Raw genomic sequence first — 19315 nt, 5'->3', positions numbered from 1 at the left:
GCAGCCAAGGCTGCTTTTTTCATATCTGCTATCTAATAAGACGACGCTTGCTGCATATCATTAATCTGCCGCCTCAGCGATGCGTTTTCTCTTTCGAGCTCCCGCACTGATTTCTTCATCGGCAGTATGTAGCGAACTCGTACCGTCGCATCAATCGATAAGTAAGTGGTTACTATTGCACCAACCACCATAGGTAGCCACATATCAGTTAGCAACATGCCGAGAACATTCAAGGCCAGTGCAACATGAAATAACCACCATTGGCTCTTAGGACTTATTGCGAGAAACCTGTCCATAACACGCTCCTTCATCACCATCGAACTGGTTTCAAGCTACCATGAACCGTGTTGCTGAGGTGCGTAAAACATCACACAATCCGCACTGTCATCAGAAATTAACGCGTCAAATATGTACCAATCGCCAACAGGGCAAATAAGCCTGCCGTCACATACCGCATGATATTCAGTGGCAACGCATTCGCCGCTTTTTTCCCTAGCAAAACCACGGGCACATTGGCCAATAGCATGCCAATCGTCGTCCCTAAGATGACCATGAGTAACGCGTTGCTGTACTGCGCCCCCAATACAGTGGTAGCAACCTGTGTTTTGTCCCCTATCTCTGCGATAAAGAAAGCAATGAAGCTCGCGACAAATGGTCCGCGACTTGAAACACTCTCATCGTCATCAAGCTTATCGGGCACCAATATCCACAGCGCCATCACAGCAAAGCTCACAATTAACACCCAGCGAAGTATGTCAGGAGTGAGGTAGTCCGCAACCACCACACCTAGCCAAGCCGCCAGAGAATGATTGAGTAAGGTTGCAAAGAATATCGCTAAGATGATGGGTACAGGCTTTCGATACCGACTCGCCAGTAACAAGGATAACAGTTGAGTTTTGTCACCGATTTCCGCCAAAGCGACGGTGGTGATAGAGATTGCTAGAACGCTCATTATTGTCTTCCGAGGCGAGGTTTATTATCGATAACCATGACAGATCTCACGCCCCGCCAAGTTCGTGTGATGTGTCATTGGTCTCGTCAAACCTACGTTGTCGTATGTCGCCATTACCATGAAGATGAGCTTCAAATATGTTGATAATGGCCTTGCTGGCGCAAGAGACTACTCCCCAAGAGCGGGCGCATTTTATCGCCAAAAGCGAGATAAATTCAATAACCTCAATTTCAACGCGTCGAGTTCTGTCACTCCTATCACGCTAGACGAACAAAAAACCGCCATCAGCGCTACTTATCCCTCGGCTAGCGCGTTATAATTGCCTGTTATTTTCCATTCATTTATTAACTGCGCGAACCTGACGATGCATAAATTCGACGTTAAAACTTTTCAGGGCATGATCCTCGCGCTGCAGGATTATTGGGCCCAACAAGGTTGTACTATCGTACAACCGCTCGACATGGAGGTAGGTGCTGGCACCTCTCACCCTATGACTTGTCTGCGTGCAATCGGCCCCGAGCCAATCGCAGCAGCCTACGTCCAACCTTCACGTCGTCCGACTGATGGCCGCTATGGTGAGAACCCTAACCGTCTTCAGCACTATTATCAGTTCCAAACCATCATGAAGCCGTCTCCTGACAATATTCAGGAACTGTACCTAGGTTCGTTGCGCGTATTAGGCATCGACCCAGAAGTGCACGACATTCGCTTCGTCGAAGACAACTGGGAAAACCCAACATTGGGTGCTTGGGGTCTTGGTTGGGAAGTATGGTTGAACGGCATGGAAGTGACTCAGTTTACTTACTTCCAACAAGTAGGTGGCCTTGAGTGTAAGCCTGTTACCGGCGAAATCACTTACGGTATTGAACGCCTAGCTATGTACATTCAAGACGTAGACTCTGTCTATGATCTTATCTGGACTGATGGCCCATTCGGTAAAGTAACCTATGGCGACATCTTCCACCAAAACGAAGTAGAACAGTCGACCTACAACTTCGAACACGCTGACGTAGACTTCCTGTTCACTTACTTTGACCAATGCGAGAAAGAATGTAAGCACCTTCTTGAGCTAGAGAAGCCTTTACCGCTTCCTGCTTATGAGCGCATTCTTAAAGCGGGTCACGCTTTTAACCTTCTCGATGCACGCAAAGCCATTTCGGTGACTGAGCGTCAGCGTTACATCCTTCGCATTCGCAACCTAACTAAGGCAGTTGCTGAAGCGTATTACGCCTCGCGTGAAGCCCTTGGCTTCCCAATGTGTAGAAAGGATGAGGAGAAGTAAGATGGCAAAGAATTTCCTGATTGAACTCGGTACGGAAGAGTTGCCACCAACGCAACTTCGTACCTTGGCTGAGGCTTTTGCGGCTAACTTTGAGCAAGAGCTGAAAGACGCTGAACTGACGCACGAAGGTGTGAAGTGGTACGCCTCTCCTCGCCGCTTGGCATTGAAGGTGTCTGCGCTGGCTGAGCAACAAGCTGACAAGCAAGTTGAGAAACGCGGCCCTGCTGTTTCTGCTGCTTTTGATGCAGAAGGTAACGCGACCAAAGCCGCTCAAGGTTGGGCACGTGGCTGCGGCATTACCGTTGACCAAGCTGAACGTCTGAAAACGGACAAAGGCGAGTGGCTGCTATTCAAGCAAGATGTTAAAGGCCAAGACACCAAGTCTATCGTTGTTGCACTAGCAGACAAGGCACTGGCTAACCTGCCGATCGCTAAGCCAATGCGTTGGGGTGATAAAGACACCCAATTCATTCGTCCAGTGAAGACACTGACCATCCTTTTTGCTGATGAGTTGATCGAAGGCAGCATCATGGGCGTCGCATCTGGTCGCACTATTCGTGGTCACCGCTTCATGGGTGAAGCTGAGTTCACCATCGACAATGCCGATCAATATCCAGCTATCCTGGAAGAGCGCGGCAAAGTGATGGCGGATTACGATAAACGTAAAGCTATCATCGTTGCTGATGCGCAAAAGGCAGCAGAGCTGGTTGGCGGTATTGCTGATCTAGAAGATGACTTGGTTGAAGAAGTGACGTCTTTGGTTGAATGGCCTGTTGTATTAACAGCAACATTCGAAGAAGAGTTTTTGAAAGTCCCATCAGAAGCTTTGGTTTACACCATGAAAGGTGACCAGAAGTACTTCCCTGTTTACAGTGAAGACAAGCAACTGCTGCCGAACTTCATCTTCGTCTCTAATATCGAATCAAAAGAACCTCGCCACGTTATCGAAGGTAACGAGAAAGTAGTTCGCCCTCGCCTCGCGGATGCGGAGTTCTTCTTCAATACCGACCGTAAGCGCCCTTTGATTGATCGTTTGCCGCAATTGGAAACCGCAATTTTCCAAAAACAACTAGGCACAATCAAAGACAAAACAGACCGCATTACCGAGCTTGCTGGCTACATTGCTGACAAGATTGGTACGGATGTTGAGAAAGCTAAACGTGCAGGCCTTCTTGCCAAGTGTGATCTAATGACCTCAATGGTCTTTGAGTTCACCGAGACCCAAGGCGTGATGGGCATGCACTATGCACGTCACGATGGCGAATCAGAAGAAGTGGCTGTTGCGCTTAACGAGCAATACATGCCACGTTTTGCTGGCGATGATTTGCCAAGCAACGGTGTTTCTTCAGCGCTGTCGATGGCCGACAAGCTTGATACTATCGTCGGTATTTTCGGTATTGGCCAAGCACCAAAAGGTTCTGATCCGTTCGCGCTTCGTCGTGCATCTTTGGGTGTGCTTCGTATCATCGTTGAATACGGTTATGACTTGGATTTGGCTGATCTTGTTGCCAAAGCGAAATCGCTATTCGCGCAAGAAGATGGTGCTAGCCGCCTAACTAACGACAACGTAGAAAGCGATGTTATCGAATTCATGTTGGGTCGCTTCCGTGCTTGGTATCAAGACGAAGGCCATAGCGTAGACGTTATCCAAGCGGTTCTAGCTCGTCGTCCGACTCAGCCAGCTGATTTTGATCAACGTGTTAAAGCGGTCACCCATTTCCGCTCACTCGACGCAGCCGAATCACTGGCCGCCGCGAACAAGCGTGTGGGTAACATCCTTGCGAAATTCGAAGGTCAGCTACCAGATGCGATCGATGCCAACCTTCTGGTTGAAGATGCAGAGAAAGCACTGGCGGACAAAGTGACGTCTTTGGTTGATAGCCTAGCGCCGTTGTTTGCCGCGGGTGATTACCAAACCGCACTGACGCAACTTGCAGAGCTTCGTGAACCAGTTGATAGCTTCTTCGATAACGTCATGGTTATGGCAGAAGATGAAGCACTGAAGGCGAACCGTCTAGCATTGCTGAACACCCTTCGTAGTCAGTTTATGAACGTTGCAGATATTTCTCTGCTTCAGAAGTAAGCTCACCAACGAACGGAAAGCCTCGCTTTATTGCGGGGCTTTTTTTTGCCCTCTCCCCGCCCACATGTTCCACGTGAAACATCATGCTTGGCATTGCCCTCGAACTAAAAGATAACCCAGTGTTCTCATTAGTTTCTGAATTCTAAGCTTCTATCAAAAAGCACTAAATCCGCGTTCAATTTGAACAATGATTAGGGTATGTTTGACGCATCGCGACACAGAATGAATAAAGGATTAAGGTCTCGCACGTATGCAGTTTTCTAAATTTGGGACGAAGTTTTCTCAACACTCTGGCATCACCCAGTTGATGGATGATTTGAATGATGGCCTACGCAACCCAGACGCCATTATGCTAGGGGGTGGCAACCCTGCCGCCATTCCTGAAATGACAAACCACTTCACCGAGCTCAGCCGTCAGATGCTAGACGATGGATCACTCGTCGCCGCGCTATCAAACTATGATGGCCCACAGGGAAAAACTGCATTGATTGAATCACTCGCAGCAATGCTAAGTGACACCTACGGATGGCCGATAACAAGCAAAAACATCATGCTGACCAACGGCAGCCAATGCGCGTTCTTCTATTTGTTTAATCTCTTTGGTGGTCACTACGATGACGGCAGCTTTAAGAAAATCCTGCTGCCATTAACACCTGAATATATTGGCTATGCGGACTCTGGCTTATCGCCTGATATGTTCACCAGCTTCAAACCGACCATAGAATACTTGGATAATCGACAGTTCAAATATCACGTCGATTTTTCAACACTTGAGGTTGATGAGTCAGTCAGCGCCATCTGTGCATCTCGACCAACAAACCCTACCGGCAATGTACTTACCGATGACGAGATCGCTCAGCTTGATATACTTGCGCGTAAACACGATATCCCGCTCATCATCGATAACGCTTATGGTGTGCCATTTCCAAACATTATCTTCGAAGACGTAAAGCCGTTTTGGAATGAGAATACTATCCTGTGTTCTAGCCTTTCGAAGTTGGGTTTGCCAGGGGTTCGCTGCGGCATCATTGTCGCGGCAGAAGAAACGATTTCAGCCCTCACCAACATCAACGGTATTGTCAGTCTGTCCCCTTGTGGCGTTGGACCAGCCATTGCAAATGAAATGCTGAACAACGGTGACTTACTGCACTTAAGTGAATCTGTCATTAAGCCTTTCTACCAGAACAAGGCCCAACGGAGTGTGGCGCTGTTGCAAGATGCCATTCCAGATCCCCGTTTTAAAATTCATAAGCCAGAGGGCGCTATTTTCCTCTGGTTGTGGTTTGATGAATTGCCAATCACTACCAAAGAGCTGTACCAACGTTTGAAGGCCAGAGGTTTGTTGATTGTCCCTGGGGAGTATTTCTTCATTGGCTCTGACAATGAGTGGGAACATACCCGCCAGTGCTTGCGCATGAACTATGTGCAAGATGATGAGAAGATCCAAAGAGGAATTAAAATACTCGCCGAAGAAGTGAAAAAAGCATACCTAGAAGGTTAGTGTTTCACGTGAAACAATGAATACTTCACGCCTTCTTTCCCTTGGGCGATGAAATATTGGAATAGTTGAGCCTGCAATTTTGTAGGCTCAACTACTCAAAATCCCCAACCCCATATCTTCATTATCAAGCAAACCACCAGCACATTAGATCGACTGGCAAATTCATCACACCACCAAAGGCGATAGAAACCAATAGCTGAATCCCATCACGAGCTAAATGCCTGTCGTGTATTCTGAGAAATCGTTCATTTGAAAGGAACAAACAAAGGGGAAATGCAGTACACGATTGGCAATTTCAAGGTCCCCTTTCGCGAACGTTCCACGTGAAACATCATTCATCGAAATGCCTGTCCAAATAAAATACGCATTAACCAATACCTCCAATACCTCCAATACCTTAATATTCAGACGTTCAGCTACCCACCCTTATCAGCGGTTTTTGACTAACAAGCATTACGTATTACCCGAGTGGCGCATATCGACAAAATCGAAACGCTTGTCAAAGCACTTCGCAAAGAAATAGCTATTCCCCTTTGGCAAGCCACCAAGAAGCCTGCCGAGGAAATAAATCGACCGGCCCACGTATTAACGTAGGACGAACTCAACCTGATAACGGACAGTTTTTTTCAAAGCAAGAATTCTAAAGGCGCTGAGTAAGTCGTTTCTGACTTGATAAGCTAGATTATGGGAATGACTTCAGAGCGATACTCTTGATGAGAACATTTCAGTAAGACGGGAATTATGGTGTTTAATTGGAATAGGTAGCAAAGTGTATAGATCGATGTTGGGTGAACTGAGATGAAGCACTATTGCTGAACTAAGGCCAGTTTAGTCTGATAGTTGGTGGGGATCGGTGTTATTTCACAATTTAAATTATATTTTTCAATTAGTTATCACATCACGTGACGCTACGTGAAAAAAACGCCGCTAATGCGGCGTTTGATACACAAATTTTAAGCAGCGAACACTGTAAAACGACTAACTAGACGTCCAGGTTTGCCACTTTCAGTGCGTTGTCTTCGATGAACGCACGACGTGGTTCTACATGGTCACCCATCAAAGTGGTGAAGAGTTCATCCGCAGCCACAGCATCTTGAATGGTTACACGTAGCATACGACGTGACTCTGGATCCATCGTTGTTTCCCAAAGCTGATCTGGGTTCATCTCACCAAGACCTTTATAGCGCTGGCGAGAAAGGCCACGGTTGGATTCTTTAATCAACCAAGCCAATGCATCTGCAAAGCTCTTAACAGGTTGTTTACGCTCACCACGTTGAATGTATGCAGTATCATCTAGCAAACCATCAAGTGCTTCAGAAAGGTCGGCAATACGACCATACTCTTTAGAATTCAACAGATCGTAGCTGATGAGGTATTCATGGTCGACACCGTGAGTACGAACAATCAGTTCAGGCTGGTACGCACTATGCTCTTCATCAAACTTGATGATTGAGCTGTATTGGCTTTCACCTGATGAGTTCTTATTAAGAACCGCAACAATGTTATCAATCCAAGCTTGTACGTTTGATTCATCTTGAAGTGCATCAACAGCAAGACGTGGTTGGTATACCAGCTCATTCAATAGCGCAGACGGGTAACGACGCGCCATACGAGAAATCAGCTTCATCACGCCATTGTACTGCTTGATGAGATCTTCCAGTGCCATACCGCTAAGTGCAGGAGCATCTTGGTTAACAAACAAAGATGCGTTCTCTAGCGCCAGTGCAACTTGGTATTGCTCCATTGCTTCATCATCTTTGATGTATTGCTCTTGCTTACCCTTCTTCACTTTGTAAAGAGGTGGCTGAGCGATGTAGATGTAACCGCGCTCAATAAGCTCAGGCATTTGACGATAGAAGAAGGTCAACAGTAGCGTACGGATGTGCGAACCATCGACGTCGGCATCGGTCATGATGATGATGCTGTGGTAGCGCAGTTTGTCCGGGTTGTATTCGTCTCGGCCGATACCACAACCCATCGCAGTGATCAGGGTGGTGACTTCTTGCGAAGACAGCATCTTGTCGAAGCGTGCTTTCTCTACGTTCAAGATCTTACCTTTCAGCGGCAAGATAGCTTGGTTTTTACGGTTACGACCCTGCTTGGCTGAACCGCCAGCAGAGTCCCCTTCCACTATGTATAGTTCAGACAGTGCAGGGTCTTTCTCTTGGCAGTCAGCCAACTTGCCTGGCAAACCACCCAAATCTAGCGCGCCTTTGCGACGAGTCATTTCACGGGCTTTACGTGCCGCTTCACGTGCACGGGCAGCGTCGATAATCTTGGTACAAACGATCTTCGCGTCTTGAGGACTTTCAATCAGGAACTCACCCAACTTCTCGTTCATTGCCGACTCAACGGCCGATTTCACTTCAGATGAAACCAACTTGTCTTTGGTCTGGCTTGAGAATTTTGGATCAGGCACTTTTACCGACACAACAGCCGTCAAGCCTTCACGCGCATCATCACCAGATGTCGCGGCGTTAGCTTTCTTCGAGTAGCCTTCTTTTTCCATGTAGCTATTGAGCGTACGCGTCAATGCTGCACGGAAACCCGCTAGGTGAGTACCACCATCGCGCTGAGGAATGTTGTTCGTAAAGCAGTAGATGTTCTCTTGGAAACCGTCGTTCCACTGCATTGACACTTCAACCGTCACACCATCTTCACGCTCGTGTTCGAAATGGAACACTGATGGGTGGATTGGGGTTTTGTTGCGGTTCAAGTGCTCTACGAATGCGCGAATACCGCCTTCGTAAGTAAAGTGATCGTGTTTGTCTTCTTCACGCTCATCAATCAAACGAATTGATACGCCAGAGTTAAGGAAAGACAATTCACGTAGGCGCTTGGCCAGAATGTCATAATGGAACAGAAGATCAGTAAAAGTTTGGTCACTCGGCCAGAAACGGATGCGAGTTCCCGTTTCGTCTGTGTCGCCAATTGGCGCAAGTGGCGCTTCAGGCACACCGTGTACATAGACTTGTTGGTGGATTTGACCGTGACGCCAAATCGTCAGTTCAAGCTTCTCAGACAGAGCATTTACTACGGAAACACCAACGCCGTGAAGACCACCCGATACTTTGTACGAGTTATCATCAAACTTACCACCGGCGTGAAGTACCGTCATGATAACTTCAGCGGCTGATACGCCTTCTTCTTCGTGGATATCAACTGGGATACCACGACCATCATCTTTTACTGAAACTGAGCCGTCTTCGTGAATCGTTACCACGATGTCGTTACAGTGACCAGCGAGAGCTTCATCGATAGAGTTATCGACGACCTCAAAGACCATGTGGTGCAAACCGGTACCGTCGTCAGTATCACCGATATACATCCCCGGACGCTTTCGTACTGCATCCAGACCCTTGAGTACCTTGATACTCGATGAATCGTAATTGTTGGACATTGAGTTACTCTCGCTTAATTTATTCTGCGGCTATTTTACCGTGTTCCACATGAAACATCTTACTATTTTCGTCGGACATTTCAGCGACCTGATCGGCACTAATGGCACTTACAAATACTTGCGCACCGGTGGCTTTTAACTGCTCAGCCAAGAGCGCCCGACGCTGGCTATCCAGCTCAGACGCAAAATCATCTATCAGATAGATACATTGCTTACCTTTGTCTTCAGTAAGCTGTTGGCCCTGCGCTAAACGCAGCGCACACACCATCAGTTTAAGTTGACCACGAGACAAAACATCTTCCACCGGCGTATTGTTAATACGCAGACGCAAATCCGATTTGTGTGGGCCACTGACGGTATAACCGAGTTGTTGATCGCGAAGAAAGTTATCCTTCAACAACTCCGCATAATCCGTGTCTTTTTCCCAGCCACGTGAATAGCCGAGTTTAATCTCATATTCAGGCAAAAATGCCTGACACAGCGTTGATGCGCGTTCAGCCAGCTTGGCAATATATTCACGTCGCCATGCATCGATTTGATTGGCTAACGGGGCTAATTCAGCATCCCAATAACTTAATTCTCGATAGCTTCTGGCTGTCTTCAACAGCGCATTTCGTTGCTTGGTAAGGCGCTTAACACGAGACCATATCGGGTAAAATTGAGGTTCCACATGAAACACACCCCAATCTATAAAAGCGCGGCGAAACTTAGGTCCACCTGTTAGCAACTCAAACCCTTCAGGGGTAATAAGCTGCATCGGCAAGACTTCCGCCAATTGCACGAGCTTTTGCCCTTTCTCTTCACCAATTTTCACGTCGGCTGAGCCGTCGCGATTTTTTTGAAGACCTATCGGCAGCACTCTGTCGGTATCTGGCGTGCTCACGCGACCATGAACCACCAATCTATCTTGTTGATGTCGAATCACGCGCCCTGTTAGCTGACTGCGAAACGAACGTCCATGACCGAGATAGTACACCGCCTCTAGCACGCTGGTTTTACCGCTGCCATTAGCGCCGACAAGAAAATTGAAGCCTGATGACGGGCTAAGGTCACAGGCTTCGATATTTCTCAGATCATGAATGGATAATCTGGTTAGCGCCATATTAAAGACGGATCGGCATCACCACATACATGGCATCGTCGCTGTTACAGTCTTCAACAAGCGTACTTGCGGTACCATCCGACATTGAAAAACGGACTTGGTCACACTTCAAGGTATTAAGCACGTCGAGCACGTAACTGACGTTGAAACCGATCTCGAGATCGTCACCTTGATAGTCGACATCAACAAACTCTTCCGCTTCTTCCTGCTCTGGGTTATGAGCCGAAATACGCAATTGACCGTTGCTAACGTTCAGGCGCACGCCACGAAATTTCTCGTTTGATAGGATTGCGGCACGAGACAAAGCTTGGCGCAATTCATCACAGCCTGCTTCCATCGTCTTGTTAGTCGATTGCGGCATCACACGACGATAATCAGGGAAACGGCCATCAACCAGTTTTGAGGTAAAGATAAACTGGTTAACTTGCGCGCGAATATTCGCACTACCAATTTGAATGGTCACTGGCGCTTCTGGTTGATCAAGCAAACGCATCAACTCAGTCACGCCTTTACGTGGCACAATGACTTGCTGATTATCCAAACTCGTTTCTAGCGCTGTCGTGCCCACCGCCATGCGGTGGCCATCAGTCGCGACACTACGAAGTGTTGTATCGTCAGTTTCAAGCAACATGCCGTTCAAGAAATAACGCACGTCTTGGTTTGCCATCGAGAACGCAGTGCTCTCAATCAAAGCGCGTAGCTTACCTTGAGCCAAGGTGAACTCGACCGTGCTTTGCCAATCTTCAATGTTTGGAAAATCGTCAGCCGGCAAAGTGGACAGCGTGAAGCGACTACGACCCGAACGAATAACCGCGCGATCACCTTCTGCAGAGAAGCTGATCGGTGCGCTATCAGGCAAGCCACGACAAATATCGAGGAACTTGCGAGAAGGTACGGTAACCGCGCCGTCTTCTGATTCCACATCTAACGCAATAGATGCAATCAGTTCGACTTCAAGATCGGTACAGGTCATCGACAGCTGACCGGACTGAACCTTCAAAAGAATGTTACCGAGGATCGGCAGCGTTGGTCGTCCCCCTAATGCACCAGATACCTGCTGCAGGGGCTTCAAAAATTGGTCACGTGTAAGAGTAAATTTCATATTAAGACGACAGAGTCCGGATCAAGTTGGAATAATCTTCTTTTATATCGTGGCTTTCTTCGCGCAGCTGTTCAATCTTTCGGCACGCATGAAGTACCGTAGTATGATCTCGACCACCAAATGCGTCGCCAATTTCTGGAAGACTGTGGTTGGTGAGCTCTTTTGACAGAGCCATCGCCACTTGGCGAGGACGCGCGACAGAGCGACTGCGTCGTTTAGACAACAAGTCAGCCATCTTAATTTTATAGTACTCAGCGACAGTCTTCTGAATATTATCGATAGTCACGAGTTTTTCTTGTAACGCTAACAAGTCACGCAAAGCTTCACGAACGAAATCGATGGTAATCGCTCGGCCGGTGAAGTTAGCATTCGCTATCACTCGGTTAAGCGCCCCCTCTAGTTCTCGAACATTTGAACGTAGGCGTTTTGCGATGAAAAATGCCACTTCATCAGGCAGGCGAATATTATGTCCTTCCGCCTTCTTCATCAAAATCGCGACGCGAGTTTCAAGCTCTGGTGGCTCAATAGCGACCGTTAAGCCCCAACCAAAGCGAGACTTCAATCTGTCTTCTACCCCACTGATCTCTTTTGGATAGCGATCAGAGGTCAAAATGATTTGCTGATTACCTTCCAACAGCGCATTAAAGGTGTGGAAGAACTCTTCTTGAGAGCGCTCTTTGTTCGCGAAGAATTGGATGTCATCGATCAGCAATGCGTCAACGCTGCGGTAGTAGCGCTTAAATTCTTCAATCTGGTTATTCTGAAGCGCTTTTACCATGTCTTGAACAAAACGTTCAGAGTGCATGTAGACCACTCGCGCATCGACTTTACGATCGCTAATGGCATTGCCCACGGCATGAAGCAAGTGTGTTTTACCGAGACCAGTACCACCATAAAGAAATAGCGGGTTGTACGCAGCGCCAGGATTATCTGCCACTTGACGAGCAGCGGCGAGCGCGAGTTGGTTCGATTTACCCTCTACAAAGTTCGTGAACTTATGCTTAGGGTTAACATTTGATCTGTGATTAACATCAGATTGAACAGGTGATGGTGCAGGTTCCCAAGTACGACCCACACTCGGCTTTGCCACTGGAGCTGCAGGCGCGGGAGCAACGGGTTGACTTGGCGGCGCAACAGCAGCAACAGGTTTACTGCCTACTTCAAAGCGCAACATCGGCAAATCATTACCACAAAATTCGTTCAATAACTGATTAATACTATTCAGGTATTTATCGCGAACCCAATCCAAAACGAAACGGTTAGGCGCGAACAAAGTCAAAGTATTGTCATTTAACTCCGCCTGAAGCGGTCGAACCCACATGCTGAATTCTGTTGCAGGAAGATCTTCCTGAAGGCGCTGAAGGCACTGCAACCAAAGCGAAGATGACACGTCTGACTCCACACTTGATAAAGAAAAGGGAAGCAATTTTATACTTCTACGACAAGGATCGCTAGCGTGAAGATCTCTTTTGCAGTGAATAAGATCGAAGTTATACACACAGATCGCACATTTAACTGGCCGATCAGCACAGTATCTCCCCTACTTACTCACAGAATTAATCGAAAATAATATAAATTTGTGATGATCCGATCCTTGGTCTTTGGCATCAAACCCAAGTGTATAGCGGCTTGATCACTGCTCATTTTGATCATAAAAAATAAGTTATGCATGCGTTATCCCCCTACTACCCTTATAAAGCACACAGCTAACGCACATAATAAAGTGGATAAGATCGGTAAAGGATCCTTGCGATTGGCATTTGACCACGTATAATTGCGCGCCCTGAGGGAGGTATAAAACCATTCGTGGTTTTAACATTGACTATAAGTCAGTCAATGATTACAATCCGCCCTCTTTGTTGAGAGGCGTCGGACTTTAGTCCCACGTCGGGTTAACAAACCTAAAAACTGATCAGTAATTTAAGGTAGAAACCATGAAACGCACTTTTCAACCTTCAGTTCTAAAGCGTAAGCGCACTCACGGTTTCCGTGCGCGCATGGCAACTAAGAACGGTCGTAAGGTTATCGCCGCTCGCCGTGCGAAAGGCCGTAGCAAGCTTTCAAAATAATCCTAAGTGATTTGTGAATAAGCTAGCTTTTTCTCGGGAGTTACGTCTGTTAACTCCCGAACATTTCAACTCTGTCTTCCAGCAACCTCATCGCGCTGGCTCTCCACACTTAACTATACTTGCCCGCAAAAACACTCTTGACTGTCCACGTTTAGGTCAGGCTGTGCCAAAAAAACAAATCAAACTTGCTGTCGACCGTAATCGCTTTAAGCGACTCGTTCGTGAAAGTTTTCGTCTGCGTCAGCACTCGCTGCCAGCGAAGGATTTTGTTGTGATCGCAAAGAAAAGTGCTAACGAGCTCAGTAACGAAGAACTGAGAGTGCTGCTCGATAAGTTATGGCAACGTTTATCTCAACCACCGCGAAAAAAATAGTCGTAGGGCTATTTCGCGGGTACCAACTCCTCATTAGCCCTCTGCTAGGGCCTCGCTGTCGGTTCACACCGACATGCTCCCAATATGCCATAGAAGCGGTCACCCATCACGGTGTTGCAAAAGGGTGTTGGTTAGCGAGCAAACGTTTATTAAAATGCCATCCTCTTAATCATGGTGGGTACGATCCTGTGCCCCCGCGTCATCCTAATAATCGAGACAATTAGCAATGGATTCTCAACGTAATATTCTGTTGATTGCCCTTACGTTTGTTTCATTCATGTTGTACCTCAACTGGAATGAAGCAACCAACCCTCAACCACAGGGTCAAGGCGTAACACAGCAAGCACAACACAGTGGTGATGTACCTGCCGGATCAGATGCGTCTCAGCCTCTGACGCAGGATTCCGTCTCTAATAAGCTGATCACTATCCACAGTGACGTGCTGACTCTGACCGTTGATACACAAGGCGGTGACGTTGTTCATGCCGAATTGAACAAGTACGACGCGGAATTCGACTCGGAAAACAAGTTCGTTATACTGAAAAATCAACCAAATCATGTTTTCGTTGCACAAAGTGGTTTGATTGGCCCTGATGGCGTCGACACAGTTGATGGCCGCGCAGAGTTTTCGGTAAACGGTTCTGAGTTTTCTCTGGCTGACGGTCAAGAAGAACTTCGTGTACCGATGACGCTAGTGAAAGATGGCATTACTTACACCAAGACATTCATCTTAAAACGTGGTGACTATGCCGTTGATGTTGACTACACCGTCGACAACCAAAGCGGAAAAGCAGCCACGGTTCAAATGTATGCACAGCTAAAACAAAACTTGATGGATGACGGTGGCAGCCTAACGATGCCGACATACACAGGTGGCGCGTATTCTGCTGATGACACCAAATACAAAAAATACAGCTTCGATGATATGCAGGATAAGAACCTTAACCTGACTATCGCAAAAGACGGCTGGGCAGCCATGATGCAGCACTACTTTGTTGCTGCGTGGATCCCACACGCTGAAGGCGAAGCGAATCTGTACACGCGCACTAGCAATGGCCAAGGCTTCATTGGTGTTCGTTACCCAACCATGACTGTTGCGGCTGGCACCTCTGCCACCATGGATGCAACGTTGTGGGTCGGTCCGAAACTTCAAGACCAAATGGAAGCAACCGCACTTAACCTAAATCTGACCGTGGACTACGGTTGGTTATGGTTTATTGCAAGCCCACTGCACTGGCTACTGGCTACCATCCATGGCTTCGTTGGCAACTGGGGTGTGGCAATCATCATCCTTACCTTCATCGTTCGTGGTGTGATGTACCCGCTAACTAAAGCGCAGTACACCTCGATGGCGAAAATGCGCATGCTGCAGCCAAAGCTGGCTGAAATGCGTGAACGCATTGGTGATGACCGCCAGCGCATGAGCCAAGAAATGATGGAGCTATATAAGAAAGAGAAAGTGAACCCGCTGGGTGGCTGTCTTCCTCTTATCCTTCAAATGCCAATCTTCATTGCACTTTACTGGGCATTGATGGAATCGGTTGAGCTGCGCCATGCGCCGTTCATGCTTTGGATTCAAGATTTGTCAGCGCCGGATCCATACTACGTGCTGCCACTTCTGATGGGTGCATCTATGTTCCTTATCCAGAAGATGAGCCCGAGCACTGTCACCGACCCAATGCAGCAGAAGATCATGAACTTCATGCCTGTGATGTTTACCGTGTTCTTCCTGTGGTTCCCAGCAGGTCTGGTACTGTACTGGTTGGTATCGAACATCGTGACACTGATTCAACAGACGCTGATTTACCGCGCATTGGAGAAAAAAGGTCTCCATACCCGCAAGTAATCGCTCTAACAGTGACTAAGGCGGCCAATGGCCGCCTTTCTTCTTTATGCATGCGACACTGCCAATTCGTATAATTGGTATACACTAAGCAACATTTTCCGCAGCAGGTTTAGCTTCATGACTCATTCAGACACTATTGTTGCGCAGGCAACCCCACCAGGACGCGGCGGCGTAGGTATCATTCGCGTATCCGGACCTAAAGCAAAAGAAGTGGCCATTGCTGTCACTGGACGTGAGCTTCCTGTTCGTCGCGCCGAATACCTTCCATTTAAAGATGTCGAAGGCAACGCGCTGGATCAGGGCATTGCACTCTACTTTCAATCGCCAAACTCTTTTACTGGCGAGGATGTGCTAGAACTTCAAGGCCATGGTGGCCCAGTCATCATGGACATGTTGATCAAGCGTATCGTCGAGATTGAAGGCGTTCGCACCGCACGCCCTGGCGAATTCTCAGAACGTGCCTTTTTGAATGACAAACTCGACCTTGCGCAAGCTGAGGCCATTGCGGATTTAATCGATGCCAGTTCAGAACAGGCTGCAAAAAGTGCGCTTCAAAGCTTACAAGGTGCTTTCTCCACCAAAGTAAATTCTTTGGTGGAAGCACTCATCCACCTGCGCATCTATGTTGAAGCAGCCATTGACTTCCCTGATGAAGAAATTGATTTTCTTTCTGACGGAAAGGTCGCCAACGATCTGGATGGCATCATTAATACACTCAGTGGCGTCCGCAAAGAAGCCAATCAGGGCGCTATTATTCGTGAAGGGATGAAAGTCGTCATTGCAGGCCGCCCAAATGCGGGCAAATCTAGCCTGTTGAATGCGCTTTCAGGCAAAGAAAGCGCGATTGTCACCGACATTGCGGGTACGACCCGTGATGTGCTTCGTGAACATATACATATCGACGGCATGCCGCTACATATCATCGATACTGCCGGCCTTCGCGACGCGTCTGACGAAGTAGAACGCATTGGTATTGAGCGCGCGTGGGATGAAATAGCCCAAGCTGATCGCGTGTTGTTCATGGTAGATGGCACGACCACAGATGCCACATCACCAGAAGAAATTTGGCCTGAATTTATTGACCGACTGCCGCCGAATATGGGAATGACGGTGATACGCAATAAAGCTGACGTCACCGAAGAATCGCTGGGAATTTGTCACGCAAGTCAGCCTACGTTAATTCGTCTCAGTGCTAAATCAGGTGCTGGCGTAGATGCACTTCGTGAACATCTAAAAGCTTGTATGGGCTTCTCTGGCGCAACAGAGGGTGGCTTTATGGCCCGTCGTCGTCACTTAGAAGCTCTTGATGCTGCGTCGCGCCATCTTGACATCGGAAAAGACCAACTCGAAGGCTATATGGCGGGTGAAATTCTCGCGGAAGAGTTGCGTATCGCGCAGCAATACCTCAGTGAGATCACTGGCGAATTTAGCTCAGACGACCTATTAGGGCGGATATTTAGCTCATTTTGTATCGGAAAATAAAGTCCCTAAAGCTGCCAATCGGCAGCTTTTTTTATGCCATCACGCTTCATTTTTCATTTGCTACACTTATGGCTAGCCATCCTTTAATCAAGCCACTAGATGATCAATACCTTAAACCCTATCCTCAATCTGGGGATAGCACGTTGCGATAAACTTCAAGTCCATCACTTGCGCATGGTTAACCTATTAGCGGGTTTGTGTGCGGGTGGTACACTGCTGTTTTCTGCCCTGTTTGCTTTTGCATTTGGTAATGAAATATCGGCCTTACTCAATGGCTTATATGCTTTTCTCTACTTCATTACCTTTGTGCTCACGCGTGAGGGAATGCTAAGACTCGCCAAGTATTGGGTATTCATTGTCTTTTTCCTTCAGCAATTTACGCTTCCTCTTTTTGTTCTTTCGGACAACTTTGAAACAGAGCTGTTATTGCTGGTGGTACCAACTGCCGTTGTTTTGGTGTTCGATCCGAGCGACCGGCTTCCACGTTACGGTTTATCGCTAATCGCCATTATTTTACTGTTCTTAGCCAAAACCGTGCCTTCAACCGATCCTATCCTATCGATGACTGATGCAGATGCACGTGCTGCCTACCTGTGTGTCATTTTGGTACTCGTCATGGCTTCAGTGGCACTAACTGATTTCTATCTTATTGATTTGCATAAAATTGATGAATCTTCTCGCAAACTGGTTCATGAGGATCTCCTTACTGAAACCGCCAATAGCCAAAACCTTTATAAACAGGCAGATGATGCATTTTTTCGCGTACAAAGAAAAAAAAATGCGCTGTCAGTCATCGCTCTAAATGTCGATGGTTTTCGCCAAATCAATGAGATGCATGGGAGAACCACTGGGGATCAGGTACTGATCCATATCGCGACACTGCTACAAGAAAACCTGCCTAAAACAGCGATATTGGGAAGAATGCACGCAGATACTTTTGTAGTACTGCTGCGAAATACGACCGCTAATGAAGCTCTGCATACTGCAGAACAACTTAAAACTGCGATAAGCCGCAGCGTCGTTCTGCTCGACAATACGGCGATAAAGCGCACAGCAAGTTTTGGTGTTTCTACGTCAAATGAAAGTTGTTTAGCAGGCTATCAATTGATAGATACCGCTCTGGTCGCGGTTAGTCATGCTAAGAAGCGTGGTAAAAACAAAATACAAACGCTATCCCCTCAAGGCAACCATACCCTCTATAGAGACGAGTTCTGTCAACCAAGCTAACTTGACTTGCCTAACCGCTCACTTCAATACTAAGAGCCCGTATCTACACTGGTTTTGAGAATTGTATATGAGTGAAATTACCCTGATCACAGGAAGTACGCTCGGTGGCACCGAATATGTGGGCGATCATTTAGCCGATTTGCTTGAACAACAGGGCGTCACCGTCAAGGTCATTAATGAAGCTGAACTTTCCGATGTAACTGGATGTAAGCGCCTGTTACTAATCACCTCTACACATGGCGCTGGGGACTACCCTGATAACCTACAAAGTTTGATGGATGCCTTAAACCTCCAAAAGCCCGATCTCTCTGGATTAAAATATGCTGTTATTGGAATTGGGGACTCTAGTTATGACACTTTCTGTGGTGCGGGACGAAATGCTGATTCACAACTAAAAGAGCTCGGTGCTGAACGAATTATTGAGCGACTGGAAATCGATATTCTCTCCCATCCACTGCCTGAAGAACCCGCTGAAACATGGTTATCCCAGAACAAAAACCAGATCTGTGAATAAAATCATCTGCGAGAAGAGTAAATTTTATTCCATTTTGTGACATTCGCTTTGTGGATAACTATAGATCTAAACGGTGATCAACCTATAGTTATCCCAATAATAACTTTCCTCCCCTCTCCCCCCTGTGAATAACTAGCCATTTTGATCCCAGCTAGTACAGCGCTTGATCCAAGCTCACGCACAGTTAACGATCCTCCTTAACTGAATGATCATGTTGATCATTTATCAGTTATCCACAGAGATCGGCTTCCTTAATAATGATCAATACAAAGATCTATATAAAGATCTTTATATATATTTAAGAGCTTCCCACTCGATCAAAGATCACACTTTTGGTTCTCACTTTTCTTGAAAAGCGGTAGAATGATCCTCTTTTTTGAAA

17 protein-coding genes are annotated in these 19315 nt (G+C 47.1%); 11 read left to right on the top strand and 6 right to left on the bottom strand.

What is annotated here, in order from left to right; translation table 11 throughout:
- Positions 1-32 precede the first annotated feature (32 nt).
- Entirely contained in the window at positions 33-296 is a 264-nt protein-coding gene (locus Q365_RS0116885; RefSeq protein ID WP_028024451.1) for a hypothetical protein, read from the bottom strand.
- Between the two features lie 98 nt (positions 297-394).
- Positions 395-952: a TMEM165/GDT1 family protein gene (locus tag Q365_RS0116880; protein WP_028024450.1), complete on the bottom strand. Its 558-nt coding sequence runs from the start codon at positions 950-952 to the stop codon at positions 395-397.
- 118 nt (positions 953-1070) lie between these two features.
- On the opposite strand from Q365_RS0116880, the gene Q365_RS26755 reads away from it, so the two are divergent.
- The 4 genes from Q365_RS26755 (at position 1071) to Q365_RS0116865 (ending at position 5818) form a co-directional block, all read left to right on the top strand.
- Positions 1071-1271, top strand: coding sequence for a hypothetical protein (locus Q365_RS26755; protein WP_155859023.1), 201 nt, complete (start codon positions 1071-1073; stop codon positions 1269-1271).
- Positions 1272-1316: 45 nt separating this feature from the next.
- Positions 1317-2234: a glycine--tRNA ligase subunit alpha gene (gene glyQ / locus Q365_RS0116875; RefSeq protein WP_028024449.1), complete on the top strand. Its 918-nt coding sequence runs from the start codon at positions 1317-1319 to the stop codon at positions 2232-2234.
- A 1-nt stretch (position 2235) separates the two neighbouring features.
- Positions 2236-4317, top strand: coding sequence for a glycine--tRNA ligase subunit beta (glyS, locus tag Q365_RS0116870; RefSeq protein ID WP_028024448.1), 2082 nt, complete (start codon positions 2236-2238; stop codon positions 4315-4317).
- Between the two features lie 250 nt (positions 4318-4567).
- Positions 4568-5818 (top strand): valine--pyruvate transaminase, encoded by a 1251-nt coding sequence (locus Q365_RS0116865; protein WP_028024447.1) that lies wholly within the window; start codon positions 4568-4570, stop codon positions 5816-5818.
- Positions 5819-6800: 982 nt separating this feature from the next.
- On the opposite strand, the gene gyrB is transcribed toward Q365_RS0116865, so the two are convergent.
- Genes gyrB through dnaA form a run of 4 tightly spaced genes read right to left on the bottom strand, consistent with a single transcriptional unit; the run spans position 6801 to position 12812 of the window.
- Positions 6801-9218: a DNA topoisomerase (ATP-hydrolyzing) subunit B gene (gene gyrB / locus Q365_RS0116855; protein ID WP_028024446.1), complete on the bottom strand. Its 2418-nt coding sequence runs from the start codon at positions 9216-9218 to the stop codon at positions 6801-6803.
- 19 nt (positions 9219-9237) lie between these two features.
- A complete protein-coding gene (gene recF, locus Q365_RS0116850; protein WP_028024445.1) occupies positions 9238-10320 on the bottom strand; it encodes a DNA replication/repair protein RecF in 1083 nt (360 codons plus the stop codon).
- A gap of 1 nt (position 10321) precedes the next feature.
- The gene (gene dnaN / locus Q365_RS0116845; RefSeq protein WP_028024444.1) at positions 10322-11422 is read right to left on the bottom strand and encodes a DNA polymerase III subunit beta; all 1101 of its coding nucleotides are present in this window, start codon (positions 11420-11422) and stop codon (positions 10322-10324) included.
- 1 nt (position 11423) lies between these two features.
- Positions 11424-12812: a chromosomal replication initiator protein DnaA gene (dnaA, locus tag Q365_RS0116840; RefSeq protein WP_028024443.1), complete on the bottom strand. Its 1389-nt coding sequence runs from the start codon at positions 12810-12812 to the stop codon at positions 11424-11426.
- Between the two features lie 544 nt (positions 12813-13356).
- Between dnaA and rpmH the strand changes: the two genes are divergently transcribed.
- The 7 genes from rpmH (at position 13357) to mioC (ending at position 18933) form a co-directional block, all read left to right on the top strand.
- Positions 13357-13491 carry a 50S ribosomal protein L34 gene (rpmH, locus tag Q365_RS0116835; RefSeq protein ID WP_002540783.1) on the top strand — a complete coding sequence of 45 codons (135 nt, stop codon included), beginning with the start codon at positions 13357-13359 and terminating at the stop codon, positions 13489-13491.
- Positions 13492-13504: 13 nt separating this feature from the next.
- A complete protein-coding gene (gene rnpA, locus Q365_RS0116830) occupies positions 13505-13864 on the top strand; it encodes a ribonuclease P protein component (protein ID WP_028024442.1) in 360 nt (119 codons plus the stop codon).
- A complete protein-coding gene (gene yidD, locus Q365_RS26520; protein WP_081796284.1) occupies positions 13828-14088 on the top strand; it encodes a membrane protein insertion efficiency factor YidD in 261 nt (86 codons plus the stop codon). The genes rnpA and yidD overlap by 37 nt, the downstream gene beginning before the upstream one ends.
- Positions 14089-14090: 2 nt before the next feature.
- Positions 14091-15710: a membrane protein insertase YidC gene (yidC, locus tag Q365_RS0116825; protein WP_028024441.1), complete on the top strand. Its 1620-nt coding sequence runs from the start codon at positions 14091-14093 to the stop codon at positions 15708-15710.
- Between the two features lie 117 nt (positions 15711-15827).
- Complete coding sequence (gene mnmE, locus Q365_RS0116820; protein ID WP_028024440.1) at positions 15828-17192, top strand: tRNA uridine-5-carboxymethylaminomethyl(34) synthesis GTPase MnmE; 1365 nt, start codon at positions 15828-15830, stop codon at positions 17190-17192.
- 99 nt (positions 17193-17291) lie between these two features.
- Positions 17292-18419, top strand: coding sequence for a GGDEF domain-containing protein (locus Q365_RS0116815; protein WP_245621571.1), 1128 nt, complete (start codon positions 17292-17294; stop codon positions 18417-18419).
- Between the two features lie 67 nt (positions 18420-18486).
- A complete protein-coding gene (gene mioC, locus Q365_RS0116810; protein WP_028024438.1) occupies positions 18487-18933 on the top strand; it encodes an FMN-binding protein MioC in 447 nt (148 codons plus the stop codon).
- Positions 18934-19315 lie beyond the last annotated feature (382 nt).

The sequence above is a fragment of the Enterovibrio calviensis DSM 14347 genome, assembly GCF_000621165.1.
In the GTDB taxonomy this organism is placed as follows: Bacteria; Pseudomonadota; Gammaproteobacteria; order Enterobacterales; family Vibrionaceae; genus Enterovibrio; species Enterovibrio calviensis.
This window is presented reverse-complemented; position numbering and strand designations above follow the sequence as displayed.